The organism is Afipia felis ATCC 53690 (assembly GCF_000314735.2).
In the GTDB taxonomy this organism is placed as follows: domain Bacteria; phylum Pseudomonadota; class Alphaproteobacteria; order Rhizobiales; family Xanthobacteraceae; genus Afipia; species Afipia felis.
On sequence record NZ_KB375270.1, the window covers coordinates 2,507,105 to 2,534,054 of the forward strand.

General features: G+C 53.9%; 24 protein-coding genes. 17 read left to right on the forward strand and 7 right to left on the reverse strand.

All coding sequences use genetic code 11. The features are described 5' to 3' along the window. The first annotated feature begins 333 nt into the window (after positions 1 to 333). The 9 genes from HMPREF9697_RS11895 (at position 334) to HMPREF9697_RS11935 (ending at position 10,850) form a co-directional block, all read left to right on the forward strand. Positions 334 to 2,325, forward strand: coding sequence for a carbohydrate porin (locus HMPREF9697_RS11895; protein WP_040307926.1), 1,992 nt, complete (start codon positions 334 to 336; stop codon positions 2,323 to 2,325). A gap of 515 nt (positions 2,326 to 2,840) precedes the next feature. Continuing rightward, positions 2,841 to 4,022 (forward strand): tyrosine-type recombinase/integrase, encoded by a 1,182-nt coding sequence (locus HMPREF9697_RS11900; RefSeq protein WP_002717470.1) that lies wholly within the window; start codon positions 2,841 to 2,843, stop codon positions 4,020 to 4,022. After that, positions 4,012 to 4,854, forward strand: a complete 843-nt coding sequence (locus HMPREF9697_RS11905) for a hypothetical protein (protein ID WP_002717471.1) — start codon at positions 4,012 to 4,014, stop codon at positions 4,852 to 4,854. Before HMPREF9697_RS11900 ends, HMPREF9697_RS11905 begins: the two co-directional genes overlap by 11 nt. A 346-nt stretch (positions 4,855 to 5,200) precedes the next feature. Next, positions 5,201 to 6,220, forward strand: a complete 1,020-nt coding sequence (locus tag HMPREF9697_RS11910; RefSeq protein ID WP_002717472.1) for a hypothetical protein — start codon at positions 5,201 to 5,203, stop codon at positions 6,218 to 6,220. A gap of 1 nt (position 6,221) precedes the next feature. Beyond that, a complete protein-coding gene (locus tag HMPREF9697_RS20945) occupies positions 6,222 to 6,851 on the forward strand; it encodes an asparagine synthase-related protein (RefSeq protein ID WP_002717473.1) in 630 nt (209 codons plus the stop codon). Beyond that, positions 6,820 to 8,298: a DNA cytosine methyltransferase gene (locus HMPREF9697_RS20150; protein ID WP_002717474.1), complete on the forward strand. Its 1,479-nt coding sequence runs from the start codon at positions 6,820 to 6,822 to the stop codon at positions 8,296 to 8,298. Before HMPREF9697_RS20945 ends, HMPREF9697_RS20150 begins: the two co-directional genes overlap by 32 nt. Next, complete coding sequence (locus tag HMPREF9697_RS20155) at positions 8,285 to 8,971, forward strand: class I SAM-dependent methyltransferase (protein WP_002717475.1); 687 nt, start codon at positions 8,285 to 8,287, stop codon at positions 8,969 to 8,971. The genes HMPREF9697_RS20150 and HMPREF9697_RS20155 overlap by 14 nt, the downstream gene beginning before the upstream one ends. A gap of 142 nt (positions 8,972 to 9,113) precedes the next feature. Then, positions 9,114 to 10,010 (forward strand): hypothetical protein, encoded by an 897-nt coding sequence (locus HMPREF9697_RS11930; RefSeq protein WP_002717476.1) that lies wholly within the window; start codon positions 9,114 to 9,116, stop codon positions 10,008 to 10,010. A gap of 264 nt (positions 10,011 to 10,274) precedes the next feature. Further along, positions 10,275 to 10,850: a hypothetical protein gene (locus tag HMPREF9697_RS11935; protein ID WP_002717477.1), complete on the forward strand. Its 576-nt coding sequence runs from the start codon at positions 10,275 to 10,277 to the stop codon at positions 10,848 to 10,850. 147 nt (positions 10,851 to 10,997) lie between these two features. On the opposite strand, the gene HMPREF9697_RS11940 is transcribed toward HMPREF9697_RS11935, so the two are convergent. Further along, positions 10,998 to 14,675: a DEAD/DEAH box helicase gene (locus HMPREF9697_RS11940; protein WP_002717478.1), complete on the reverse strand. Its 3,678-nt coding sequence runs from the start codon at positions 14,673 to 14,675 to the stop codon at positions 10,998 to 11,000. A gap of 245 nt (positions 14,676 to 14,920) precedes the next feature. Here HMPREF9697_RS11940 and HMPREF9697_RS11945 point away from each other — a divergent pair, with 245 nt between their 5' ends. Continuing rightward, positions 14,921 to 18,334: a TM0106 family RecB-like putative nuclease gene (locus HMPREF9697_RS11945; RefSeq protein WP_002717479.1), complete on the forward strand. Its 3,414-nt coding sequence runs from the start codon at positions 14,921 to 14,923 to the stop codon at positions 18,332 to 18,334. 531 nt (positions 18,335 to 18,865) lie between these two features. Here HMPREF9697_RS11945 and HMPREF9697_RS11950 read toward each other — a convergent pair. Together HMPREF9697_RS11950 and HMPREF9697_RS11955 are read right to left on the reverse strand one after the other, a co-directional pair. After that, a complete protein-coding gene (locus HMPREF9697_RS11950) occupies positions 18,866 to 19,114 on the reverse strand; it encodes a DUF6894 family protein (protein WP_002717480.1) in 249 nt (82 codons plus the stop codon). A 286-nt stretch (positions 19,115 to 19,400) separates the two neighbouring features. After that, positions 19,401 to 19,898, reverse strand: coding sequence for a YciE/YciF ferroxidase family protein (locus HMPREF9697_RS11955; RefSeq protein ID WP_002717481.1), 498 nt, complete (start codon positions 19,896 to 19,898; stop codon positions 19,401 to 19,403). Positions 19,899 to 20,253: 355 nt separating this feature from the next. Here HMPREF9697_RS11955 and HMPREF9697_RS11960 point away from each other — a divergent pair, with 355 nt between their 5' ends. The 5 genes from HMPREF9697_RS11960 to HMPREF9697_RS11980 all read left to right on the forward strand — a co-directional run bounded on the left by HMPREF9697_RS11960 (position 20,254) and on the right by HMPREF9697_RS11980 (position 22,521). Continuing rightward, positions 20,254 to 20,451, forward strand: coding sequence for a hypothetical protein (locus tag HMPREF9697_RS11960; RefSeq protein ID WP_002717482.1), 198 nt, complete (start codon positions 20,254 to 20,256; stop codon positions 20,449 to 20,451). Further along, positions 20,438 to 20,887 carry an Hsp20 family protein gene (locus HMPREF9697_RS11965; RefSeq protein ID WP_002717483.1) on the forward strand — a complete coding sequence of 150 codons (450 nt, stop codon included), beginning with the start codon at positions 20,438 to 20,440 and terminating at the stop codon, positions 20,885 to 20,887. The genes HMPREF9697_RS11960 and HMPREF9697_RS11965 overlap by 14 nt, the downstream gene beginning before the upstream one ends. 74 nt (positions 20,888 to 20,961) lie before the next feature. Further along, positions 20,962 to 21,288, forward strand: coding sequence for a hypothetical protein (locus HMPREF9697_RS21490; protein ID WP_081602541.1), 327 nt, complete (start codon positions 20,962 to 20,964; stop codon positions 21,286 to 21,288). Between the two features lie 208 nt (positions 21,289 to 21,496). Next, positions 21,497 to 21,661 carry a hypothetical protein gene (locus HMPREF9697_RS20950; protein WP_002717485.1) on the forward strand — a complete coding sequence of 55 codons (165 nt, stop codon included), beginning with the start codon at positions 21,497 to 21,499 and terminating at the stop codon, positions 21,659 to 21,661. Positions 21,662 to 22,332: 671 nt separating this feature from the next. Then, positions 22,333 to 22,521 (forward strand): hypothetical protein, encoded by a 189-nt coding sequence (locus HMPREF9697_RS11980; protein WP_002717487.1) that lies wholly within the window; start codon positions 22,333 to 22,335, stop codon positions 22,519 to 22,521. 33 nt (positions 22,522 to 22,554) lie between these two features. On the opposite strand, the gene HMPREF9697_RS11985 is transcribed toward HMPREF9697_RS11980, so the two are convergent. From HMPREF9697_RS11985 to HMPREF9697_RS12000, 4 genes are all read right to left on the reverse strand, one after another. Beyond that, positions 22,555 to 22,842, reverse strand: a complete 288-nt coding sequence (locus HMPREF9697_RS11985; RefSeq protein ID WP_002717488.1) for a hypothetical protein — start codon at positions 22,840 to 22,842, stop codon at positions 22,555 to 22,557. 22 nt (positions 22,843 to 22,864) lie between these two features. Then, entirely contained in the window at positions 22,865 to 23,188 is a 324-nt protein-coding gene (locus HMPREF9697_RS11990) for a hypothetical protein (RefSeq protein WP_040307929.1), read from the reverse strand. A gap of 300 nt (positions 23,189 to 23,488) precedes the next feature. Next, on the reverse strand, positions 23,489 to 23,773 hold the full coding sequence (locus tag HMPREF9697_RS11995) for a hypothetical protein (RefSeq protein ID WP_002717489.1): 285 nt from the start codon (positions 23,771 to 23,773) through the stop codon (positions 23,489 to 23,491). Positions 23,774 to 23,897: 124 nt separating this feature from the next. Beyond that, the gene (locus tag HMPREF9697_RS12000; protein WP_002717490.1) at positions 23,898 to 24,113 is read right to left on the reverse strand and encodes a hypothetical protein; all 216 of its coding nucleotides are present in this window, start codon (positions 24,111 to 24,113) and stop codon (positions 23,898 to 23,900) included. Between the two features lie 743 nt (positions 24,114 to 24,856). Here HMPREF9697_RS12000 and folE point away from each other — a divergent pair. Both folE and trpB read left to right on the forward strand, forming a co-directional pair. Beyond that, positions 24,857 to 25,459, forward strand: coding sequence for a GTP cyclohydrolase I FolE (gene folE / locus HMPREF9697_RS12005; protein ID WP_051053986.1), 603 nt, complete (start codon positions 24,857 to 24,859; stop codon positions 25,457 to 25,459). A gap of 160 nt (positions 25,460 to 25,619) precedes the next feature. Then, positions 25,620 to 26,831, forward strand: coding sequence for a tryptophan synthase subunit beta (gene trpB, locus HMPREF9697_RS12010; RefSeq protein ID WP_002717492.1), 1,212 nt, complete (start codon positions 25,620 to 25,622; stop codon positions 26,829 to 26,831). The last annotated feature ends 119 nt before the right edge of the window (positions 26,832 to 26,950 follow it).

Below are 26,950 nucleotides of genomic sequence, written 5' to 3' on the forward strand. Positions count from 1 at the left end.
GCTCAAGCTGGCACGCCTGATGCTGCGCGGCGTCGTTGCGCTCCGCGTCCCGAGCCTTTCGCTTCGGTGCTCGCTTTCGATTGTGAGCGCGCTTGAGCGAATGGGAGCAAGGCTGCTGCTGGGGCATCGAGGTCGCCACAGGCGTGATTTCTGCGACGAAGACTGACTGTATGCAGCGCCGGCGCAGGGGAACCGCGTCAGGTGCTGCATGGGGGATTTATCGAGCCGGTTCGGCTCACACGTCAACAGGTTTGCAGGTCGCCGCAGCTTCAACATGCGTGTTGAGGCGCCGGATGGACCGCGATTGCTCAATTCAAGGACTGTGGGGACAACATGAAAGGAATCTGCATCGTGGCGGGAGGCATCCACGCCATCATCGTAACAAGCACGTGCGTATCGGCCGCAGATTTGCCACTCAAGACGCCGATTGCGAATGCCTATGATTGGACCGGACTGTATGTGGGCGGCCATGTCGGCTATGGCCGGGGAAAGGTTGCCTCCGATTTGGGAGCTCAGGGCTTCTTATTTTCAAAAGCATCGTTTGGTGCTCTCTATGGAGGCGCGCAGATCGGTTACAATTACCTGCTGCCTTCGCACGTTCTGCTTGGGGCGGAGGTGGACCTCTCGTTTCCAAACTATCTCAACGCCGACGACGTGGTCTGGTCAGGGATGGGAACTCCGGGCGGTACCACCGAGAAAATCGATTACATCGGGACCTTGCGTGGTCGTCTCGGCTATGCGTCTGATCAGTGGCTGGTCTACGCGACTGGAGGACTTGCGTGGTCGAGCGGGCATTTCTTTGCAGTCGATCTAGCGTCGGGTGCTGAACAAACGCTCTCGCAGGTTCGGACCGGATGGGCTGCTGGTGGTGGTGTCGAGTTCGCGTTCGATGCACGCTGGAATGCACGTCTCGAATATCTATACAGCCAGCTTGGTCCCGCCAGTGTTGCGTTCACGTCGGGTGAGCAATACGGCTCGCGCTTCGACATGCACATGATCCGGCTTGGCCTCAATTATAAGCTCACCGGTGGCACGGATGCTGCCACGCCAAAGATAGATGCCTCGTTGCAGGATAACAGCGATGTTTGGGAGATTCACGGCCAGACGACCTATGTTCAGCAGGGCTATCCGAAATTCCATGCGCTCTATTCAGGCCCGAACAGTCTGCCGACATCGGCGCAGACCAAGAGCACATGGACGGCAAGTGTCTTCATTGGCGTCAGACCGTGGGATGGCGGCGAGATCTACTACAATCCTGAACTGCTTCAGGGGTTCGGACTGAGCAGCACGGTCGGCGCGGGTGGCTTCCCGAACGGCGAAGCGCAGAAGTCGGACTTTCTGTATCCGCACTACAATTCGTCACGGCTGTTTTTGCGTCAGACGTTCGGGTTGGGCGGAGAACAGGAAACGGTCGAGAGCGGCTATGGTCAGATGGCCGGGAAGAAGGACATCTCGCGGGTGACAGTTCAGGTCGGTAAATTTGCCGTGCACGATGTTTTCGACAGCAATGCATATGCACAGGATCCCCGCGTGGATTTCCTCAATTGGTCGATCTGGGCTGCGGGTGCGTTCGATTATCCGGCAGACAAGGTCGGGCTGACCTATGGTGCCGTAGCTGAGCTGAATCAGAAATCCTGGGCCCTGCGCACTGGATATTTCCTGATTGGAAATGAGCCGAATTCAAACAACTTCGATATGGCCCTGTTCAAGCGAGGCGGTTATGTCACCGAGCTTGAGACTCGCTACGCCTTGTTCGGGCACCCCGGCAAACTCCGCGTCACAGGCTGGTTGCACGAGTCGTTCTCCGGCAGCTATCGTGACGCGGTCAATCTCGTCCTGGCGAACCCGGGTCTCGATCCTACCGATGCGATCGTCAGCACGCGTCAAGGTCGTACCAAATACGGCTATATCTTCAACCTGGAGCAGTCGGTCACGGATGACATCGGCGTGTTCGCGCGCTGGAGCTGGAATAGCGGCACGAATGAGATTTCGGCTTTCACCGATATCGATTCCAGTCTGTCATTCGGCACGTCTATTGGCGGTGCCGCGTGGGGACGCCCGAGCGATAAAATCGGTATTGCCGGAGCCATCAACGGACTTTCCAAGGATCACCGGGATTATATCGCTGCTGGAGGTCTGGGAATTCTGATCGGCGATGGCGCGCTCAACTACAGGAACGAGAAGATTCTCGAAGCCTACTACGCTTACAGCTTCAATAAATGGAGCACGCTGACATTCGACTATCAATTCCTCGCGGACCCCGCCTACAACGCGGATCGTGGCCCCATCTCGGTGTTCTCGGTGCGGGCGCATGCGGAGTTCTAGATCGTGCGCATTCCCCGTCGGAGCATGGATCTTGCAACGATTGCCTCGAATAACTTCAAAAACCGGTCTCAGAGTTTGTTGTCAGCACCGAGCGCTCTCATCGAACATCAGCCCAGGCTGTCATGAATATGTTTGCGCGATGGTACGAACAGCTTGGGTTCGTCGGCTGTTCAAGCCATTCGGGATGACGAACCTTCATCACGAACGCAGCCCGGAAGATATCGCTAGCAGGAGGATCGCTGCGTGACGTCCAGATGCTGACCGGTCACAGCAGCCCTGGCATGCCCAAAACTAAATTTGGGCCCATTGCGTTTGGCCTCAAACACCTATGTATCTGATATATATAGTATTTCTGTGATATTCTGGCGGAGAGAGCGTCTTTCCGCTTGGAGTCCAAGCAAATCCAGCCAGGTCCAACTTATCCTTTAATTCCAGGCACTATTTCAATTTTCTCGTCCAGAACCGTCGAACTTAATCCTGCCAAATCCTAAAAGTTTTGTGGTATGGATTGTGGGATGAGCGGCAAACATCCCCATAAAGTTCTTTCAACCGTTCGCATCAATTCGATCAAATCAAAGGGTCGATTTGCCGACGGCAACGGGCTCTACCTCGTTGTCGATCCATCCGGTGCAAAGCGCTGGGTCCTGCGGACAATGGTTCGGGGAAAACGGCGGGACGTCGGGCTTGGGGGATTGAAGCTGGTGTCCCTTGCCGAGGCGAGGGAAAAAGCCGCCGAGTTTCGGAAGATGGCGCGGGAGGGCGGCGATCCCGTGGCGGAGCGTCGTAAGGCCACCAAAAAAGCCCCAACGTTCAAGGAAGCCGCTAAGGCCGTATACGAAAGCTACAAAGCTGCCTGGAAGAACCCCAAGCACGTTGCTCAGTGGATCAGCAGCATGGAGGCCTATGCGTTCCCTACCATTGGGACGTTACGCGTCGACGAGATCGAGACCACGGACGTCATGAGAGTCCTGTCTCCCATTTGGCTGTCCAAGCCCGAGACGGCGCGGCGGATTCGTCAGAGAATGAAGACGACTCTCGACTGGGCCAAAGCCTCCGGGTTTCGCTCAGGCGACAACCCAGTGGAGGGCGTGACCAGCGGTCTGCCGAAGCACACCGACAGAGACAACCATTTCCAAGCCATTCCATATAAGGAAGTGCCCAAGTTCGTCGCCGCTCTCCGAGATTCAAATACCAACGAGATCATCCGTCTCGCGTTTGAATTGCTGATTTTGACGGCGACCAGAACCAACGAGGTCTTGAATACGGATTGGGCTGAGGTCGACCTGCAGAAGAAGATTTGGACCATTCCCGCATCACGGATGAAGATGTCCAGAGAGCACCGGGTACCTCTTTCAGGGCGCGCTCTGGAGCTTTTTAAGTGCGCGCAAAAGGTTGGCAATGAGGAAGGTTTAGTTTTTCCGGGGCGCGACAACGAAAAGCCCCTATCCAACATGGCGTTCTTGATGACCATTCGGCGGATGGGGTTCGAGTTCACGGCCCATGGGTTTCGTTCCGCTTTCCGAGACTGGGCAGCCGAGACGACGAACTTTCCACGCGACGTCTGTGAAATGGCACTCGCTCATGCGATCAAGAATAAGACGGAAGCAGCTTATCGTCGTGGCGACTTGTTTGAAAAACGCTGCGATTTAATGGATGCGTGGGCTCGGTATGTGGAGGAGAGACAGAATGGTAGATAAACCCTTCAAGGAGAAGCTTGAAGAGGAGGTCGAGAATTTCCAGGAAATATACGAGCAGTTTGACAGACGTCTGAAAGACCTGTTCGAGAACGAACAATGCACCAATGTTTGGGACGGCTCGTTCAACGCGCCCTTTGATGAACTGCCAGGGGGAGGTGCTGCTGCCTCCAGCGACGAGCTTGATGAGCAAGACCCTAATTTTGCGGTGCTTTACACCATTCGGTCGCTCAGGTTGCACGAGCTAAATTTCTTTACGGCGTTGAAATTTCAAGAGCTAAGTCCCGATTTCGCTGCAATATCCGATGCTTATGAATTGGGCGTTATAGACGCCAATGATGTGCCGCAACTTCAACGGATTTTCCGTACCGCTGCGGGTAATCCGCTTGTCCAAGGAGTCAAAACTGATCGATCTGACGCCATTTTTTGGAGAACCTTATTGGAAATCTTTTGTCGAGCATACGTCGGGAAGGTCGGCCGCCCGCCATGGGGCGACTTCGAATATCTGCAGCTGGCAATCGACCTGAACTGGATCTGTCATGAGAAGTTGAAGAGTTGGGACGTAAGCAAGGCCCGAGAGTACCTCAACTCAAACAAGGATTTTCGTAAGGGCTATCCGTCCAGTGAAGACCGAAATGCCGTTGGCGCTAGGCGTATTATGCAACTTGAAGAATGGGCGAAGTGCAAATTCGGCAAAAATTTTCTGTCGACAATTATCGAGACAAAACAAGACTTGGTTCTGAAACATATAAGAGAGATGCCCGCAAAAACGTACTTTTCCGACGACGCGTTAAAACAGATTATGGGATCTTTGCGTGCTCCGCGCGAGGGGTGAGCCGCGCAATAATTCTCCCTATTAGTGCAAAACCAGACTGCGTAGATCGACCTCGTCAACAATGAGCGAGGTCAAAAATGCAGTCTGGATTTCTCCGGTTGCCTTTCGTCATCAGTCCGAAGGGCCCTATCCCCTGTAGCAAATCCACCTGGTGGGCAGGCGTAAAGTCTGGTCGTTTTCCTGAGCCCAGGCGCAACGGAAGAATGACCTTCTGGCATCGGGACGATATCGCGGAACTTATTGAACTGCTGAAAGATAATCTCGACTGGCGGCACCGGCAAAACCCGTCAAGCGAGCTACAATCTCGGAAAACCTGCAACGATCCAGGTGAAGGAGGTCGTGCATCATGACCTCCGCAGTCTCAGTGCTCGTGGATCAGGATGAGGGCGCGCAGCCGTCACTTGGAACGAGCTTGATAGTGCCCGATAATCCGGAAGAGGCAGCTGATGCTGTTGTGTCCGGCCACGTTGAAACGTGCGAATCGTATATTCGGCATGTCGCTGGATTGGTCTATCTGTGCTGCAACAAATTCCAAGCCGAAGATGAGCGGACTCGCTTTTCAAAGCGGCTTGAAGAGCTGTGCTTTCTCTCGGCGAGAGATGCGGCCGCGCCTGAGCGCACAAGCAGCAAGCTTTCCATGTTGAAGAAGGTCGGAAAGCACGCAGATATCTTTTGCGGTTCTCGCGTGCTTCCATTTCTCGCGCCGGAACATTCAAAGCTTTATCAGCTTGCACTCTTGCTTGAACTGCTCGAATGCGACACCGACCGGTTTGTTAGCGAGCTGAACTGGCTTGGCTCTGATTTCACGCGCGACGACGTGATCGCTCGCATAGCTGGAATTAAATCGGGTGCGCCGCCGCAAGAGGCTTCGGCTGAGCCAAATCCGGAGGAGCATTCTGCATCCTCGCCAGTTGCTAGCGATACCACTCCGTTCGACCTAGTTGCCGGGACGGTCACAGCTAACGATGCCCGTATCCTTCGGCGCGACCCGGTGGACCCTGCCGAATGGGATCGCCTTCTGCCCAGGCCGGTCCTTTCTGAAAGCGCGGCCCTTGTCATTATCACCAAGCTTTCCGAACTCAGCGTGGTCGAAATGCGACTGGCTCCGCATTTTGGATTTAGCCGTATCGAGCACATTTTTGTGGTCGGCGATGCGGGTGCAATCGACCTGATCGACCAGCAAGTCATGGTCGTGGCCACTCGCGGCAAGACGGATTGCGCAGTTCCCGAGACGTCTATTCCAACGTCAGACAGCCCTTGTGATTCAGCAGTTGCATTTTTCGGCAACGCAGAAAGGAAATTCCAGCTTTTTAGCGGTTCTGGCGTTCGCGACGGTTGGGAAGCCCTCAGATGGAACGAGGCCTGATATGGGACCGGCCGGTCTGATGCCGTTGCTTGGACGCATTGTTGCGTCTCAGACGGTCAATCGCGATGTCGCCCTCCTGCTGTCGGGGGGTATCGACAGCTATTCGGTCGGCGTCGCCTGCGAGCGCGAGGGCAAGCGTGTGATTGCCTACACGTATGAGTTGGAAGGCATTCCGTCTGTTGATCGAACCAAGGCGGAAATCTTGGCTCGCCGTCACGGCTGGCCGTTGAAGGTCGTTATCGTTCCGACCGGGGACATCGCAAACGACTTTTTCCGCTTGGTCGGCGTTTGGAGATGCCGGAAGAAGACCCACGTCGAAGTGATGTTTCCCATGATGTACGTGCTGTCTGCCATCGACGAGCAAGACGTGTTCGCCGGTTGGAATGCCGACGATCACTACGCCAACACGGCTGAGGATCAGCGAAAGCTCGCTGTCCTTCGTCGGAACGGCGCGACCGCCAATAAACTGATCGCAGCCTTCGATGATCTCCGGCGCAATCGGTACGCCGCCCACGATGCCTCAGAGTCCCAAGACACTTTTTGGATTGCTTCTCAGATCGCCTCGGCTGCTGGGAAGAGACTTTTGGACCCGTATACCAATGACACCATCCGCCAATTCTTCTCGCTTTGATATTTCTGCGCTTTCAGACCCTCGAAAGCCGATCGTACGCGAGGCATTGCGTTCGATCGGGCTTGACGTGCGGGATACCGATTTCACGGTTAACGTGAAGCTTCAGAAGGGCGGCGGGGTCAGTGGCCTCTTCGAAGAGGCGCTTCTCAAACATCCCAAAGTCAACTTCTTCGAGCCCAAATTGGAATCGATGGTCGGTCTTTGCCGACGTTGGGCTAAGCTGACCGAGCTTGCTCGTGACAAGTTTGCCGAAATCGCGTCTCAGAAAAAGCCGGTTGTTCGGACTATCGGACAAAGCGCTAGTCTATTTCGGCGTATGGCAGAACTGCGACAGGCATCGGAGCGCAGTCGCTACACGGTGATTTCCATGTTTGCAGGTGGTGGAGGGTCAAGCCTCGGCCATCTCGCTGCAGGGGGAAAGGTCGTTCTCGCGAATGAGTTCGTTCCTGAAGCCGCAGAGACCTACCGCCGCAATTTTACGGGCACTTTCGTAGACACGAGGGATATCCGGGAACTCCTCAAAGATGAAGCTGGCTTGCTGGCCCTACTGAGGGGGCTCGATGTTGATGTCCGGAATATTGATGTCCTCGACGGCTCACCACCGTGTTCGGAATTCAGCGTCGCTGGGCGGGGTATTGCTGATCCGACCATTATGAAGAACTATTCCGACACCAAGCAACGGGACATTTCGGGGCTTCCGATCGATTTTGCACTTTTTGCTCTGCTGATCCGCCCGCGGGTCGTGGTGATGGAGAATGTGCCGAGCCTCGTTACGCGTGGAAAGGCTATCTTGGCCGCCATCGCCAGCGTCTTAGGCGAGCAGTACTTCGTTTCGTGGGTGGTGCTCAACGCAAACGATTTTGGTGTTGCCCAAGCTCGTCGTCGGCTGTTTTTCATTGCGGTACGTAAAGACGTCGGATCGGTCATCGGAATCAACAGCAACTTTGACGTTCATCGGGCTTTCCCGAACAGGACGTTCATGCATGAGACGATCAGAACCGCCTTCGCGGACCTCGATCAGACAGCGGATGACGTGCGGCCGTGGATTTATTCAGCGCGCCAGACCGGCTTGGAGCGGGCAATCGTAACGCTGCCAAAGAACCCGAACCGCCTAACCCGGCCAGTGCAATTTGATGGTGAGAAGAGACGCAATTTCACCCTCACGCGCTGCTCGTGGGATCTTCCCGCGCCCACGTTGACGGTTACGGCGCAGCAGCCGTCAGGACTGGCGGGTGCGATCCACCCTGATCAAGACAGAAAGTTCACTATCCCAGAGCTGAAGCGGCTGACAGGTCTGCCCGACGACTTTCAGCTGTCCGGAACCGTTGCCCAAGCCGCCGAACGCATCTGCAGAATGGTGCCTCCACCAATGACTCAGGCCATTGCGGAAAGCGTCTACGAACGCGTGCTCGAACCCTATCGGAAGGCAATCCATGAAGAAGGCTGAGTTTTCATTTGTAGACCAGGCAGAGGGCGACTTCGAAAACCACATCGAGTCGCACGTTCCCGACTTTGCAGGCCTTCGTCGCGAAATCGTGTCCCTCGCTCCAACGCTCGTCCAGCCAGGCACGACCGTTCTCGACGTAGGCTGTTCAAGTGGAATGCTGCTCCGATTGGTCCGCGATGAAGTCGAGAGGCGTCGCTCGGGTACCTTCGCTTATCGCGGTATCGACATCGTTCCTGAATTTCAATCAAGTTGGGATCGTGTCGCGGCACCCAATCTGTCGTTTGAGGTCGCCGATGTTTGCGATCAGGCGTATACCAGTCTCAGTTTGGCGATTAGTGTCTTCACAGCGCAGTTTGTCCCGTTCCACCGCAGGAAGCCGCTTTTTCGGACATTGTTGAACGGATTGGTAGACGGCGGTCACATGATCGTCGCGGAGAAGCTCTTGGCCTCGTCAGCGCGCTATCAGGACGCGTTGACCTTCAAATACTATGACTTCAAACGCGACCGAGGAATTCCTGCCGAGGATATTCTCGACAAAGAAAAAACGCTGCGCGGATTTATGTCTTCTTATACGAGGGATGAACTCATCGACGTGTTGAAAGAAGTGGGTTTCAGGGACATTCAAGACTTCTGGTGCCAGTTCCCTTTCGTGGGGTTCATTGCGAGCAAATGATATTGACCACGATTTTACTCGGTAAAAGTCAGGTCACGCGCGGATGCTGGCGGAGCTACCCTGATGAGCCTAAACTGGGAGTGTTCTAAGAAAATCACGGATTTAAATTGGCACACTCGCACTTTCTGTCGAAAGGCCGCCGATGAGTCTTGAGTTTGAGAAGTTAAAGCAAGAAAGAGCCACGGCTTTCAAAAAGCTGCAGGATTCGCTTCAGTCGACGCTGGGCTCCCATAGGGCCACGCGGCTAGCGAAGGCTGGCTGCCGCGACTCGGGGACTTTACTTCATGATGACATCGCGCGGCGACATGCCCGGATGCTCGCCGATGATTTGAAGGCGATGTGCGAATCGAATGCGGGCTCTCAAGATGACTTAAGATTTCTGACCATACTTCACGCTGTGTCGCCTCTATCCTGTGATGACGCATTGGCAAAGTCGTCCGAACTGGAGCGGCATCTATTGGGCTGCCTTTCTTCGGCGCGCGTCGGCTGCCTTGCAGCTGTCGAGTTTGAGGTCGTCAACCTTTCACTCCTCCGGAAGATCAAGTCACGCTCGAACAGCGAGACCCGTAAACTCGACGTCTTGGAGAAGATCGGTACGCCGGATATCGCCTCCGGTGTGCTGGTCCACTTGCATGGCGTTCTAAACTTCTCAAAGGCCAAGCTAGACGCAGATGCTTTTAGGGCAGAACTGCGAAAGGAGAAGGCCTGGTCGCGCTCGAACTATCAGATAGAAATCAAAAATTTTCACAGCGGCAAACCTCTCGCCGAAAATCTAGAGCGGATTGCGTCTTACCTTACAAAGGGCGGCAATGAGCCGCTGAAGTACAACCCCGGATTCGGGAGAGACGCTGATTCACTGCTTGATACTCAGATCTGGCGCGGAAAATCTGGCAGGGTTGAGAACGGTGCGGAGGCGGTCCCAGACGAGCGGGGTCTGACGATTGGCGAAATCGGGTTGCTCGATCAGATTTGGCAACGGCAGATGGCCACGCGCGACGACAATCGCGGATACCTGATCGAGACGCTTGAGGCGCCATAGTATTGAGTTACTGATCAGATCAAAAACCAGATATCAGTAACAGCAGCAATAAGCAGCAAGCAGTTCATAGCCATATCATTTGAACTCGGACGTCAGCCACCAGACGACCTTGACGTCGCTCGATTGAAGGCTCGTCCGAGCAAATTATCGTGAGTGGAGTCCGAAGCAGTCCAGCCACGTCCGACGGATCAGAGGCGCAGCAATCAAAGTACAACTGCGGTTCGAGCACTCGTTTAAACTGCGTATCCATAACAGGAGATACGCATGTCAAATCGTCCCGAAAAGGTTTTGAATTATCTCAGGAGCTGTAAGGTCCCATTTAGGGATTACGTTCGCTCCGCAGACAATGAAGCATTGCTCGATTTGCTGAAGCGCAATTCACGCAATGAGCAAATCGTCTGCGTGAGCGTTGATGAACTCTTCAATCGCAAGGAAACAGCTGGATTATCACGTTATGTGCCGCACACAAGCAAGGATATTGAAGCGTTGCTTGAGCCAGCCTTGCAGATCACGAGGGGTGTTTCGAAAAATCCTAAAGAGAAGCTCATTCTCGGAGGTGAGGTCCGTCGCAGCAAAAAACGCCAGATTCGAGCTTACGCTGACCTATACACACTGATCGATACGACGCTCGTGAACGCGACGCTGACTGGCTATATCGTTCACCCACTGTCAGATCCTTTCGTGATGTTGAGGATGAAGCGGCCATTTGAACAGGAGCTGTGCTTCACTTTGGCTCAGAAGGAGTTGGCATTTGCGTCCTGGCAAATCGTGGCTGAGCAAGCGCTGGGCCTTTGTCCGATCTCGCCGCTTCCGGACCCGTTCCAAGACGCCGCGGAGTGACTGTTCATCGATCGATGCTGTTGCTTGAGACTCGCGATGGAAGGCCAAATCCGGTCTTCCTTCGTCAGTTTCCACCGGCTCTTTGCGGCCAGCTATCCGTTACTTTTGCCCAACATAGGCTTTCGTGTTTTTGAAGCCATAACGTAATTAGCGAAAGCTGCCTCGTTCGTCTCGCTTCACTACAGCGACGCGTCCCAGCACCGCATTCTGATCTAGAGAGTAAAGCATTCCCGCATGCTGCGTTCGCAATCCGAGCATGGATTTGACCTCCGCTGCCAAAGCGAGTTTTCTGCAGTCGGGAGACAATTGCGCAGCCTCAATTCGGCATTTTTCTGTTTTGAGAACGGCTACCAGATGTGGGCGGATGCCGTCCCAATGTTCACGAGCATCTGCGGTGCGGCGCGTGCCGGCCAAGAGATCTTGGATTGGCTGTAAACGGCCAGAGGAGTCTGCGATGTACTGAAAATGTACAGCAAGACCGAGTAGCGTGCAGGTGCGAATATCGTCTGGATGTGTCGCCACGCCGCTCCACTGGCATCGCTTGGCCTCAATGGGTGCGCAGAATTTTCCGTAAGCCGACCGCACGCCTTCCTCTTCTAAGAATACCGCATTTGATATGCTGCTCGTTACCAGATGTTCAGACAGGGCACGCTTGCCACTGATGGAAGAAGCTGTGAGTTCACCGGGTAACACGCGCTTGCCCGTGACAGCGCAAGGCTGCAGTACATCTGGAGCAACAATCTTGCCAGTCTTTGCGCAGCGCTCGGATTCACGGGGAAGCAGTATGCGTTTTGTTTCCTGGCACCGTATGAATTCCTGGACGTGGCCGCGTTTGCCGGAAATGGCGGAAACAGCCTCCTGGTCCAGCCGATATGACTTGCCCGAAACTTCGCTTTGTCCAAGCTGCTCGTTCAGCACGTCAGCTTTTGTGAAACTGCATTGTCCAAAGTGCGCGGGCTCACCTTTCCGGCCGCTGACGGCGCATGTTTTTAGTAGTGTACGGTCAACGACCGCGTTCGTGATGTCGGACATACCCGCTTCGTCAATCAGCAACGATTTTCCTGAGAGGGAGCATTGAAGAAGATGTTCCGGCAGTGCATAGCGGCCGCTCACTTCTGAACGGGCGAGTCGGTGTTTTAGGGCGCGCGTGCCAGACAAAGCGCAAGTACCAAGGCAGTCGGCAGGCACCGTCAGATTCGTCAGTGCGCATCGCTCCAGCGCAGGCGCTGTCTCAATGCGGCCATCGGACGGTATGATGACGAGCTCGCTTTCATAGGATGTGTCGTCAAGTTGGTAGCGTGCCCGGACGTTCGCGCGTCGGCTCACCTGCCCATCCAGAGCAACAAGAGTCGTATCGATTTGTGGCGTGAAATCGTCTTCGAGTTTTTTACGTTTGCGAGCGTCATTCCCTGCAGCGCGTAATTCGTTCTCTCGCCGTTCAAGATAAAAGCGGTTGAACTCCACCACGTTCGGATCACGATGCGCCTCTTCCAGAATGCAAGCGGTATTGATGCCGGTTGCCTCAGGTTGTTGCAAAAGATCGGGCAAGGCATCGAGGGTCATGGTAGCTTGAGCGTGGTCGGAAGGTTTACAGGGGACAGTTACAAGCCGCTCATAACTGTCATGACCAGTGGTCGCGCGGACGCGAGCGACGGCGGTGCCATCGAAGCGCCGCTGCACGCTAAGTATAGCGACGTCGGGTGCAGTTCCGCCGAAGCCCGATACCCAGCCGTGTACGAGCTCCTCTATCTTTCGCCGTGGTTCTACGTCGTTATCGTGCAGCTGATGGAGGCCGGAGGTGGTCACCCGGTCCACGAGACGGAGGAAGGCCGGGCTACCTGGGAGATAAAGCGGCGCCTTGGCATACTCGACTTCAACATTCTCACTCAGTCGCGCATATTCGGGCATACCCTTTATCGTGATGCGCAGAACGCCAGGTGTTACTTCTGCGATCGTGCCGCCGAGGCACGCAAAAGCCGCCCGAACGAACGACTCGAATTCCATGGAAGGATGGACTTTTTCGAGTATCGGCGTTTGCGGTCCGACATATTCGTAACCATCCATGGCTCCAAGGGTGGTCTCGATATTCGCTTTTTCTTCTTCAAGGGTTTTCTTGGCAGCATCGATACTACGTGCAACCTTTTCGGCCGCAGCTGCCATGTCACGTCCGGCAAGGGCTGCAACAACAAGTTCACGAATCTTTTCATCGAATCCGGTGCCTTCCTCGCCATCGCCGACACCTGATGCCTCAAGCAGAGATTCGATATCGCCGATGGCGTCGGTCGCCATTTGCAGTTTGGTCATGAGGCGGCCGACGATGTATTCCTCAAACGTGCCGGCAAGCATGACATTGTAAATGACGACGTTTTTGTGCTGGGAGCCCAGGCGCTGAACACGGCCAATGCGTTGCTCGACAATCATTGGATTCCACGGCAAGTCGAAATTGATAAGGACGTTGGCAATCTGGAGATTGACGCCCTCCGATCCGGCTTCGGTTGATACAATAGCCCTTATTTCTGGAGGGTTAGCGCGAAAGCGCGCTATCGTGTCTTGGTTGCGCTGCCCGGACGAGCCGTTAATGATGCCAACTTTCAAGCCAAGCTCTTCAAGGAAAGCCTGGATAGTGGTCTGGGTCTCGCGTCGTCCCGTAAACACCACCATACGCCAACCGGTGGGATTTTGCTGCTGCAGCATGGAGACGAGTTGACGAAGCCCTTCCAGCTTCGCGCTTGTTCGCATGGGCGTGACTATGGCTTGCACAGTTGCGGCCAACTCCATCGGCACCGTCCCGTTCCGCGCCATGGTTTGCAATTGTGCCATGAGAGCGTGCGGGCTGCTGGTCAACGCTTGCAGGATGCTTATCTGCGCAAGGCGATTCAGTTTCTGGATCGGTTTAGCAATAGCCTTGATAAGGGCGAGCTCCTCCGATGAAGGGACCACTTTATGCAGTTGGATCTTGCGCTCGGGAAAATCTAAGTTGGCATCGCCACGCCGGACACGTGACATGTAACCATAGACAATCTTGCGAAAATCCTCTCGTGCATCCGGTTTTAGGATGCGTGCCGTCTCACGCTTGTCTGCGATAAAGCGGCGCGCGAACATGCCTTCGCTTCCGAAGGGATTTTCATGGCCTCGAGCAACGGTAAGCAGATCGACTAAGGAATAGAGGTCCCATAGCCGGTTCTGAATGGGTGTTGCCGTCAGCATCAGCACGTAGCGAAAGCGGCGTTGTTGCAATGTGCGGTGAAAAACCTTGGCTACCTGTGGCGTGGGGTCGACGCCGTAAAGGTTACGAAGCTTATGGGCTTCGTCCAGTACCAGCATGTCGAAGCGGTCGTCGGGAATTTTGTCGAGATGAGCGCGTGCCGAATGATAGGTTGTGATGACGGCGCCGACCTCGTCGGGTTCGGCCGAAGCAAGTTTACTTCCGGTAATGACCTCGCCTGGAATATCGAATTTCGCCTCTAACTCATCTTTCCATTGGGGGCCGAGCAGCTTGGGAGCCACAATGAGAATCTTGGCAACGCGGTTGCGCGCAATCAGTTCGCTGGCGACGAGCCCTGCGGAAATGGTTTTGCCGAGGCCAACATCGTCAGCAAGCAGGGTCACGGGCAAACGACGGCAGAAAGTGATGAGGTTCTGGACCTGATGGTGAAAGGGCTCCAGCCGGTCTTTCCAGCGGAATTCGGATTTGAAATCGTCCCGACTCTCAATCACGATAGGGTCGGTGAGACCCCATTCCAGCGCCGCGCGATAAACCGCGTATTCGCCGGTTGACCGTGCGCGCCGCAATATCTTTGTCTGTAACCCCTGATCTGAAGCCATAGTGTGCAAGTCCCGCCCTCGGAAACAAGAGTGCCGCCGAGGACAGACCTTCGCAAGCATGACTTTCGCTAGGTCCCCGAAGTTCAGTAGGGACGAGGGCGTTTGGCCGCAGAATAGTAAGTTACGGGCTGCGATCTTGTCGCCCTTCGAGCGGCGTGATCATCTAAAAAGGACCGATAGCCCGGTTCATCTGCTTAAGGCGGCGAAGCGGCAACGGCTTAAACGGTATGGGTTAGGCGTCAAATATGCAAAAGACTGGCACCACGATTGTACTCAGCGCTCACGATCTGGTGGGTAACTTGTACTGCGCTCATCTGACTGGCGTGGATCTCCAGGTTGCGCAGGGAGCGTTGGCCAAACCCGCTCGCTGGGATCCACTACTCGATATCTTGCGGGAACGCGGACAAAAGCATGAGCAGGCCTTCCTCGACCATCTTCGCGCAAGCGGCTTTGAGCCGCTTCTGATCGATGGTGTCGATGTTACGGATGATGCCGTCGCCCGCACGCGAAAAGCTATGCAGGCAGGGCCTCCAATTATTGTTCAGGCTGCACTGCGCGATGGAAACTGGGTTGGTCGGGCCGATATTCTGCGGCGGGTCGAAAAACCGAGTTCTTTGGGGGCATGGTCCTACGAGATTATTGATACAAAGTTGGCTCGAGAAACCAAGGGCGGCACCGTATTGCAGCTGTGCCTTTATGCTCAGCTCCTGACCGCCATGCAGGGCGTTGAGCCAGAATACGTATACGTCGTCGCTCCCTGGTCGGACTTTCAGCCGCAACAATTCCGTGTCGCCGATTACATGGCTTTCTTTCGAAAAGCCCAGTGTGCCGCGCAAGCTGCCGTTGATGCGGGAGATAAATACACATCGATCGACTATCCGCATCCCAGAGCGCATTGTGACGTGTGCCGGTGGGAGCCACAGTGCGATGCACGCCGCCGCGCCGATGATCATCTGTGCCTAGTGGCCAATGTCAATACTTTGCAGATGAACGAACTAAGGGCCAACGGCATATCGACCGTCAAGGCGCTTTCGGAAATGACCGTACCGCTGGCATGGAAACCTAAACGCGGCGCAGCGGCAAGCTACATCAAGGTGCGCGAACAGGCGCGCATCCAGGTTGAAGCCCGTGAAGGGGGTGGCCTGCGTTATGAATTACTTGATGTCGTTCCCGGAACAGGATTGTGCCTCTTGCCGCCTTCGTCAGCGGGTGATGTGTTCTTCGACATCGAGGGCGATCCATTTATTGGTGAAGGCGGCTTTGAATACCTGTTCGGCTACCATTATCGAGATAGCTCTGGTGAAGATCACTACGAGGCGCAATGGGCATTTGACCGTGCATCAGAAAAAAAAGTGTTCGAATCCTTCATGGATTTCATCACTGCTCGGTGCGCTGAATTTCCCGATATGCATGTTTACCACTATGCGCCTTATGAGCCTGCCGCCCTCAAGCGCATTATGGGGCGGTATGCCACGCGCCAAGCCGAGGTGGATAATCTCCTGCGCGGCAAAGTGATGGTCGATCTTTATGCCGTCGTGAGAAATGCCATCAGAGCGAGCGTCGAAAGCTACTCGATTAAGAAGCTTGAGCCCTTTTATAGTTTTGAGCGCGCCATGCCGCTTCAAGACGCCAATGTGGCCCTTGCCGCAATTCAAGCAGGTCTGGAACTTGGCGACGCGCAATCGATCGATGAAGTGACGCGCAAATCGGTCGCCGCCTACAATCAAGACGATTGTCGCTCCACCTCCGCCTTACGTGAATGGCTTGAAGAATGCCGCACACAGGCGATTGCGGATGGGGCTGTGATTGACAGGCCAGCGCCGGGCAGCGACGGACCTAGCGATGATGTCGCGGAGCAAGAAGCTCAGATTAATGCATTGATCGCGCGCCTGGTTCATGACGTGCCAGTTGATCCGGTCGAACGGACAGCCGAACAGCACGGTCGATGGATATTGGCCCATTCCCTAGATTGGCACCGCCGGGAAGAAAAAGCCGTTTGGTGGGAATACTTCCGGTTGGCGGCGCTCACGGTGGAAGAATTACTTAATGAAAAAGCGGGTTTAGGCGGGCTTACGTTTCTGAATACCGTGGATCGTAGCAAACAAGGCATTCCGACTGATCGGTACCGGTTCATCCCGCAGGACACCGATATCCGTGGTGAAGCGGACTTGCGTATGTGCGGAGGCGATAAGTTCGGCTCCGTGATCGCCATCGCCCAGGATGACCTCACAGTAGACATCAAGAAGTCGAAGGCGACAGCCGATATCCATCCGGAGGCCGTATTCGAACATACACATATTCCTACTAAGGAGCAGCAAGCCTCGCTCTTTCGGCTTGGAAGCTATGTCGCCGACAATGGCATCCAAGGTGTGGGGCAGTATCAGGCGGCCCGTGATCTTCTGCTCCGATTGCCGCCACAGCTTGGCGGCGCCGCATTACATGTTCAGGGAAAGACAGTCCTGGAAAATGCGTTGCGGATCGCTCCAGCTCTTTCCGACGGTGTCTTGGCGGTGCAAGGACCGCCCGGAACTGGAAAATCCTTCACAGGCGCGCATATGATTTGCCGGTTTATTAAAGATGGAAAGCGTGTCGGCATCACGGCAAATAGCCATAAGGTTATTCGCAACCTGATCGATAAGGCTGTCGAAATAGCGCTCGCCAGCGGACAGAACGTCAAGGCCGGGCAAAAGCTTTCTTCGAAAGAGCCGGACGGTGATCATGTACGAGTCTATACGGACAACGCCAAGACAATCGCCGCGATCGGGTCCGGCGAGGTACAGGTATTAGGCGGGACATCGTTTTTTTGGGCGCGCGAGGATGCTGCGAATCTTGTCGATGTTCTATTTGTCGATGAGGCTGCGCAAATGTCGCTCGCCAACGTTCTCGCGGTTTCCCAAGCGGCTCCTCAGCTCATTCTTTTGGGTGACCCGCAGCAGTTGGATCAGCCTATGCAAGGCTCGCATCCTGATGGAACTGGAGTCTCGGCTCTCAATCATGTTCTAGCAGGTCGTCAAACAATTGATCCGGTACAGGGACTCTTTCTGGAAGAGACCTGGCGGATGCACCCAGCCATCACGGCGTATAACTCTGAACTGTTTTATGACAGTAAGCTGGAATCTGTTCCCCAGTGTGGTGGCCAGAATGTCATCTCCAGCGGGCCTTTCACCGGTACAGGTCTGCGCTACGTGCCAGTTGTCCATACGGGCAATCAATCTAGTTCGGTAGAAGAAGCTGAGGCCGTTGGACGAATCGTCGCATCACTGCTCTCGTCAGATGCAACTTGGACGGATCGTAAAGGCGATACAAAAGCACTGGCGCTCGATGACATCATCATTATTGCGCCTTACAACGCGCAAGTATTCGAGATTCAGCAGCTCATTCCTGATGCGCATGTCGGCACTGTCGATAAATTCCAAGGACAAGAAGCTGCAATCGCGATCTATTCATTGGCAACGTCCACCTATGCCGATGCGCCACGCGGCATGGAATTTCTCTACAGCTCGAACCGGCTAAACGTTGCAATCTCTCGTGCGAAATGCCTTGCTATCATGGTAGCGTCTCCGGCGCTCTTCGAGGCCGAATGCAAAACGCCGCGTCAGATGCAATTGGCTAACGCCTTTTGCCGCTATCTCGAATTGGCGCAGACAGTTCACGTGTGACCAGTTTCGCCGCTGCGGTAGCAACGACTCGTCGTCGAGGGTCTGCCCCTGACTCAATCGTCCAAACGTTCAGCACCGATAAGCCTATAGGGAAGAATCCTTCAACTCGCAGAGTATCTACTATTGGTGCAAAGCGGACATTACTGGCCTGCTTGATGATAAAAAATACGCAAATGGCCTTTCTATAATCAGTTTATCTTTGTCGAAGAACGGTCGGAAAATATCGCACAACCAGATCAAAGGGTTGTGCGAACTGATTATAGAATGGATCAAGTATCATCAGTCAGAAGTGCTGATCCTCTTAAAAGATAATCCAGCGTTTATGTTTTACGCCTCGCGATCATCAGCTTTCTTGTTCTAAGTCCCCAATACAACAGCTAACTTAGAGCACGGATTATTCCACTGGAAATTGCGCTACGGTAGGATCAAGCTTCCAGTAAGCAACTACCTCAATATCGCTAGCCTGGTACAACCACGTCCTGTGAGCCTTAATTGATGGCTCGGGCGACACAGGCAGGATCATAGGTCGACCTAATTCTTTCGAAACACATTCCAAGAAACTGAGAAATCGATTTTAAGCCCGGGTCCATTGTCGTCTCGGACTTCTATGGCAGCTTTTTGCGGCCCGGGCTCGCCTATCTCAAAGGTCATGCTCTTAGCAAGGTCGCCCAACGTGGGCACAGCTTTGCGCTGCACGGCTTCAAGACTGGGAAATTCCATGCCTTCTTCGTCAGGCATTAGAGTGTCTGCTTCTCGTATGTCAAAATAGTATCGCGCCATTCAGTGCTCATGCTCAGCTTTCCAAGATCAAAAGCCGGAGACGCCATGAAGGTTTCAAGCGGCAATTTGCTCTTAGTGCTTTCTTTTCGCTTCCTCACTATGTTCCTTCGCCAAGGCCAAACTTTGCGGTTTTCGCGAAACGCGTGTGTGCCGTAGCTTTTTTTCTTAGCACCGCATCTTTCGGGAAAGGCAATACAACTACCGATGAGCCTAATCATTCTTCTCAATGTGATTGAGACTGTTTGCAATGAAAGAAGCGAGGCCCGTGGATTTGGGCCTCGCTTTCTTAAGCAGCTTCTGCTTCAGAATTCACCACAGTCTTTGCGAGACCTGTAAGCGTTTGATCCGTTTTCTTCTCCTCTGCCAAAGTCTCTTTTAAAAGCTTGCTGGCATTGGCGAGGCCAAGCTCGTCAGCCCAAGTAATCAGAGTGCCATAGCGTGAAATTTCGTAGTGCTCGACAGCTTGGGCGGCAGCAAGAAGACCAGCATCAAGAGCGGGCGCTCCTTTGTACTCAGACATAATCTCTTTGCCCTCGTCCAAAATACCCATAATAGCATCGCAAGTTTTCCCGCGGGGCGTTTGGCCGATTTCCTCGAACACGGCATCAAGCCGCTCGACTTGGCCTTCGGTTTCTTCCAGATGCTTTTCGAAAGCCGCTCGCAGTTCTTCGCTCTGAGCCGCCTTTGCCATCTTGGGAAGAGCACTCATGATCTTCTTTTCCGCAAAATAGATATCCTTGAGCGTATCGTGAAACAGATCGTTTAGAGTTTTGGTTTTTGACATGGCGCGCACCTCGTTAGAATTGATGGATGGAGTGCTTGTACCGAGAACAGGTCAGATGTCAGCGCGTACCAATACGTTGTTGTCGCAGCCAGAAACCGGCAAAATGGCCGCGTCCACCGTCTCTGTTGTGGCCGGTTGGCACCCGGCACAAGCGCCGGATAATGCGCGCATGATAATTTAGTTGCAGTAAGCAGGTCATCCCGGCCCGCTGAACCACTTTTCGCACGCTCGCGACGCGGTGGCATGGAGGACCTGACGCAGGGCCTTCATTCCGCGACTTCGGCTATGACATCCGCGCCCTTTTTCTCAGATCGAATGGTGGTGGGAGCCGGCCGGGGACTGGATCGAGTTTCGGATGCGGCGGCTGAAATTCATCTACCCAAAAATTTTTAAAGCTCCTCTTGACGAGAAGGGCGTCCTTTCTATTTTTTTCATCGCCACTATGAGTGGTGCGGAGCGCCTGATGGGTTCCGCGAGGCGGGCGCCGGTGGTGTCCGGTGTCCTGGTCGTATCCAACTTGCTCTGTGGAGGATTTGGCTATGAGGACTTTTGATTTTACGCCTCTCTGGCGGTCATCAATTGGCTTCGACCGATTGATCGACCTCGTTGATGCGGCGCAACGCAACAGCGAGGAAAGCTATCCCCCGTACAACATCGAGCGCGTCGGTGACAATCAGTACCAGATTTCTCTGGCGCTGGCTGGCTTCGCGCCGAGCGACGTCACCATTACTGCCGAGCAGAATGTCGTCACGATCGAGGGCCGCAAGAACGAAGAAAAGCGCGAATTCCTTTATCATGGAATATCCGCGCGGGCGTTCCGGCGGCAGTTCAGCCTTGCTGACCACGTCGAGGTGAAAGGTGCCTCGTTTGAAAATGGCATTCTGCGTATCGATCTGTTCCGAGAGGTTCCGGAGGCGATGAAGCCGCGCAAAATCGAAATCAACGCGGGCTCTTCGAACGTTCACCAGATCGAATCGAAGGCCGCCTGACCTTCCTCGAAGCGGTTCGGGTACCGAACCGCTTCGTTTGCCGTCCGAAACGAAAGGAGAAAGAGGAGGACGACATGACTGTCCGTACGAGATTCAACGATGACGATGTTTTCGACCTCAACGGTATCTTTCATCCTGGATTGGTTTACGACCATCCACGAGATGTTCTCGCCCAAGAAGGGCTTACCGTCGCAGAGAAGCGAGCCATCTTGGCGTCTTGGGCTTCGGATGCAGCAGCCGTAAAATCGTGCCCTTCGCTCAGGGCAGTCCCCGGGCAGCGGCAACCGGTGACGATCGATGAAATCCTCAAAGCCCTCTCAAGCCTTGATCACCGACCTCGACCTCCTGGAGGAAAACCGTTCCGGCGTCGGTCTGTATCTCGCGTCCTCGCCGCGGCTTGATGGAGGTCGCTATGTTCGGAAGTGTACCACAAGCTTTTGAACTTCAGCGGCTTCGACGGCTGAAAGAGGCCGTACTCGGCTCCGAAATCAAATTCGGGGTGCCGAGGATAATCCCGGCGGAGGATTGGATGAGGGATCTAGAATCCAGGATTGCCAGCCTCGAGCGTGGCCTCGGCATTGATAGCCGCCCCAACAGGTGAGCCTGTGCATGGCCGGTACGGTTCCTGACCTTACCGGCCTGATGCGGCGGCTGAGGAGTGCGGATAAGGAACTTGAAGAGCCTTACACGCGGATTTTGTTCTTTAACCCCGCTCCGGCGGGGTTTTCTATTTCAATGCGCAAGCATCGCGAGCGCGGCAATAAGCAGCAATAGCCCTGCAAAGATCGCGATCAGAAATATGTTCTGCACTTAAGGCCATCACGATAAAAACAGCAGGCTATAGGCAATAACGCCGAAAAGACTGATCGTTCCTAATGCGGCCAGCATCAAGAAGATGCGCTCTATTTTGTCTGAGTTTTCGAATGAGAACATGAGCCGCTCCCCTCCTTGTTGGAGTTGGACGGGAGCGCAACTGGCGGTCTCATCACCGATAGATGCCACGAGCCGTGCGGTGATGAATCGAATATGGGCCGTTAAGCTAAGATCGCCATTAACATACGTTTATTAATATGCGGGAACGAAAATTATTGTGGCGCGGCGGGGCTGCCAAATTGATTACGATCCGGGCTTGCCATCAGGTCAAGAGCCACGTCAGGGCCAAAAGCGAAGAGCTGGCCGTGAGGTAAACAAACCAGAAGTCTGTATCTTCCCGCGTCATAAGGAGGCATCCTTCTGCAATCAAGCTGCTCCCCATTAAGACCAGAAAAAGCCCTAGTCATTGATTTTGGATAACACGCCGCGCCCTCCCTTAGGTGCTTGCCAGACGGCAGGATTTTTCTATCGCATCTTCAGAAGACTGTTTACGCAACGTTAACTACGAAACTAGCGGTCATGGAAATCTGCCTAAAAACGGGGGTTCACTCCGACCACCATGGAGGTGCCCGATGGGACAGATGTACGACCCGGAGTTGGTTAAACGTCGCCTGAAGGATATGGCGTATCAATTGCGACAAGACGCGATCAAGAACGGCGACATGGAAAGTTGGCGGATTTCTCGTCTGATACGCGAAGTCTCAACAATGGAGCAAGCTCGCGAAATGGAGCGCAGGCTCAGACGATGGCGCGGGCTTTAGCTCTTAGTAATCAAGGCCTTTGCGAGCAGTCTTCTAATCTGACTCGGAGCGCGCTTCGGCCCAGAGGCAGGCCGCTGCGAGTGCAGCAGCATAAAGGGCCTCCAATCTCTCATGATCCTCCCCTTCGTCTATCGACTGCCGAAGGTTTCGAATAGCCACGAAGGTGTTCTCCCTAAAGAGATCGCCTAACGTGCCGTGCTCGGGAAGCGCCAGCGCACCTGCTTTTGTTAGATTAGCATCGCCCGGAACTAGATGAGCTTTATCTAGGGCTTCGAAAACGCTGATTGCGATCACTCGTTCATGGGCTTTCATGACCGCCATGGAGTCGTTGTTCCATATGCCTTTACTTACGTATCCTACTTTGCAGCGCCTTGGCTAGCCTCTTATCGAAATCTGCTTTGCGTAATGCAATGGGTCGATCAAACGTATTGTTTTCGGAGAGGATGCCCCGAATTACATTTTCTTCGATTTTATCGATGTTGCAGTCTTTGAACATGCAATTCGTGAACGCTAACTGTTCCGTGCCTTCGTCTAGTAGCAAGATGCAATCAACAAAGACGCAGTCATCAAACCGCGTAAAATTTAACTGCGATCGGAAGTCGAAAGTCCGCCCATGATATGCTTCTTGCCAGAAGACCCGCTCCTCGCGCAGGCTGATAGTGCTCACGGTGAACTGCTCGGTTTATCTCGGTGGGGACGAATTACTCGCTTCAACATTTGCCGCTTTCAATGCTCGGCTCGCCTCTTGGCCACTGCGAATGGAAATGCCATGCCGCTGAGCCATCGATCGAACCCCGGAGGCAGTTCGATTCAGCGCCGCTGCTATTCGATAAATGGACCGTCCTTGCTCAGCATACAAACGCAAGGTGCGCAAATCGTCGTCACTCCAACTTCCGTTTTTCACAGCAACCCTCATAGGTACGATAGATTGCCGTATAACGATGAGATAGTCAGCTAGTTCCGAGGGCTACGGCTTCGGCGTTGCCGAACTCAGCACTTTGGCTATCTCCGCGAGACTGTCAGCAGTGCTGGTATTGCCGCCAAGTACCCCAAGCAGATTCTTTTCCCGCTCCTCGTCGAGGACGGCATGAGCAGCAGCGATCCGCTCCATTTCGTTGGCTAGCTTGCGATACGTCTCGGCAAGCGCACTGAAGATCTTACGCTTCCCTTCGTTCGACGCCGTTTCACCAATAGTCTCGCAGGCTTCGGCATCAGCGTGGAGTTTGTCGATGAAGAGCCGAATATCTTGCATTTCTACCCTTTCGCGTTAACTAGCCGACTTTCAGCAGACTCATCGCTAAAGGTCATCTGAACAGCATGAAGCTTTTCGATAGCCTTCTTAACTGCGGCTGATCAATCATATTGGAGAAGATAGTTTACCCCGAATAGCAATTGAACCGCCCGTGCTTCACGCCGCGCAAAAACCCGCGCGAGACGTTCTGCTCCATTTCCCATTCCAGATATTCGTTTGCGAGGATTAGCGAGCGTATTGCGCTGCGAAGATCGCCGCCACAAGCGGCTATCGCCTGATCGGCAGCCGCGTCCAATCGATCCGATTCCGCCTGGGGAGCAGGCTCCGGTTGTGCCGACATGAGGATGTTCCGTATTGACCTCTTGCGGACCATGTTCCTATTTTGTTCTCATGGAGTCAAGTGGACCAAAACGTCGTTTTCCCCGCCGTGGAAGCTGGAAAGGCCGAACCCCATACGTTCATGGTGACGGATGCAAACAACATCCCGCTCGCTATTGTGCCGTGTCGTGATGATCTGAAAATGTGCCGTTCTATCATCGGTCGCTCACGTCCGACGAAGCGCGGCGGATCGCAAAGGCGATCACTCGTCTGCCTGAATTTTTTTAATGCAGCGACAAGACTTCCACCCTCGCAGAAGTGGGAAGCCGTTGTCGGCGCTACGTCCGTATCACGTGGCGCTTGAGGAGAATCGGCTTATCTTCGCGCAATGATATGTGGTTTTCATGCCGCTGTAACATTTGCCAGTGCGAAACGATCGACAGGGCGCTTCAGTTTGTCGTCACCAGATGTTCGCTCAGGCGCGTGCCGATTGTTTCTTTTATTTTCAGGACATGCGGGCATGTTATGCAACAGAACGGCGCCCCATTAATCTGACTGCAGCTAGTATGCACTCCACTGCGAGTTAGCGTGAGCAAATTTCTGCCGCTTTCGGTGATCTAACCCAACCACGCCATCGTATTATTTGCTGCGTCTATATTGCAGCCGCCCCCGCTGCAAGCTGACGCAAAGTATGCTCCCTGGTTGGCGAGCCATCCGACCGGGGATTTTATCGATTTTAGGGGCGACGCAACGGAGTCGAAAAGCTTGACAATTAGTACACTGCCTTCGTCTAACGAAATTGCCACACCTTCTCGGGAGGAAGTCGAGTCCGCTTTTCGTACTATCATACGTTGGGCAGGAGATGACCCGTGCAGACCCGGATTAGTAGAAACGCCTTCAAGAGCTGCCCGAGCGTTTCGCGAGTACTTTGAAGGTTACGGCCAAGATCCCATTCAAATTTTGAATAAGACATTCGACGAGACGGGTGGCTACGAGGGGATGGTGGTTCTCCGGGGTATCGCATTCGAAAGCCACTGTGAGCATCATCTGGCGCCGATCGTTGGAAAGGCGTGGGTTGCATATGTGCCGAATGGCCGCGTTGTTGGACTTTCAAAGCTTGCGCGCGTCGTCGAAGCCTATGCTAAGCGGCTTCAAATACAAGAACGACTGACCTCCGAGATCGCCTCAACCATCCAGGAAGTATTGAAGCCTCAAGGCGTAGGAGTTGTGATCAAGGCTACGCATCATTGCATGTCTAGCCGTGGGGTTCACAAAGTCGGTTCGGAAATGATCACGAGCTGCATGCTTGGCTGCTTCCGGGACAACGCGAGCACAAGGCACGAGTTCTTGGCTATGGCAACCAAATGATCTCATACCACCACGACAGCTATTTTACATTTTCCGAACTTATGCAGATCCTTCGCGTGTATGCGCGAAACCACCTTCGCGGCGAGTAAATTTTTTTTTGCAAGTAAAACATGCAGAGAGCCAGCAAGATCGTGCGCAACCCTCGTCTGGGTTAAAGTGAATGAGGATTAAGCGAACCGAATCCTTGCGCTCCGGACCCGATGAGCGCGGCCACTTTGGCTTGTTTGGTGGACGCTACGTACCTGAAACATTGATGCCGCTTATCCTCCAGCTGGAGAGCGCGTACATAGAAGCGCGCGAGTGCCATCAATTCCAAAGCGAGATGGATTTCTATCTCCAAAACTATGTAGGCCGACCCAGCCCGCTGTACTTCGCCGAGCGTCTGACAGACCACTGCAAGGGCGCGAAAATATACTTTAAACGCGACGAGCTGAACCACACCGGTGCGCACAAGGTCAACAACGTGCTCGGTCAGATCTTGATCGCCCGGCGCATGGGGAAAAAACGAATTATCGCTGAAACTGGAGCTGGTATGCATGGCGTAGCGACCGCTACGTTATGCGCTCGTTTTGGTCTCCAATGCGTAATCTACATGGGATCTTTAGACGTTGAAAGGCAGCAAACCAACGTTCTACGGATGAAGATACTCGGTGCAGATGTCAGGCCGGTTGAAGCGGGATCAAAAACTCTGAAAGACGCGATGAATGAGGCATTGCGTGATTGGGTGACTAATGTTGACGATACTTTTTACTGCATCGGCACTGTGGCTGGGCCTCATCCATATCCCATGATGGTTAGAGATTTTCAGTGCGTCATCGGACGAGAAACGCGTTCTCAAATGCTGGTATCTGAAGGTCGCCTTCCCAATTCCTTGATTGCATGTATTGGTGGCGGTTCCAATGCGATTGGCTTGTTTCATCCTTTTCTTGATGAGCCTACGGTTGAAATGTATGGCGTTGAAGCCGCCGGTAATGGGCTCACAAGTGGGATGCATGCGGCGTCCATCGCCAAAGGGCAGCCCGGAGTGCTTCATGGAAACCGGACGCGTTTACTGATGGACGACAATGGCCAGATTGAGAATGTACATTCAATCTCAGCAGGTCTCGATTATCCAGGTGTAGGGCCAGAACATGCGTGGTTGGATGCTATCGGACGTGTAATGTACATTTCTGCAACGGACGAAGAAGCGGTGTCAGCGCTTTGTCTCTGCGCAGAGCTAGAAGGTATTATTCCAGCTCTTGAACCTGCACATGCCTTGGCGAGGGTCCTGACCCTCGCGCCGCAAAGACAAAGAGAGCATTTGATGGTTGTGAATTTATGTGGCCGCGGCGATAAAGACCTTCTGACGATCTCTGGATTTTTAAGGACCTGAGCCGAGAGTTCTAGACTACCGACGTATTTTATATAGACACGCTAAAGACTCATGCGGAGTCACTGCTAGGAAAAGCCAAAGATCACGCAGAATATCAAAATCTACGCGCTAACTCGCAT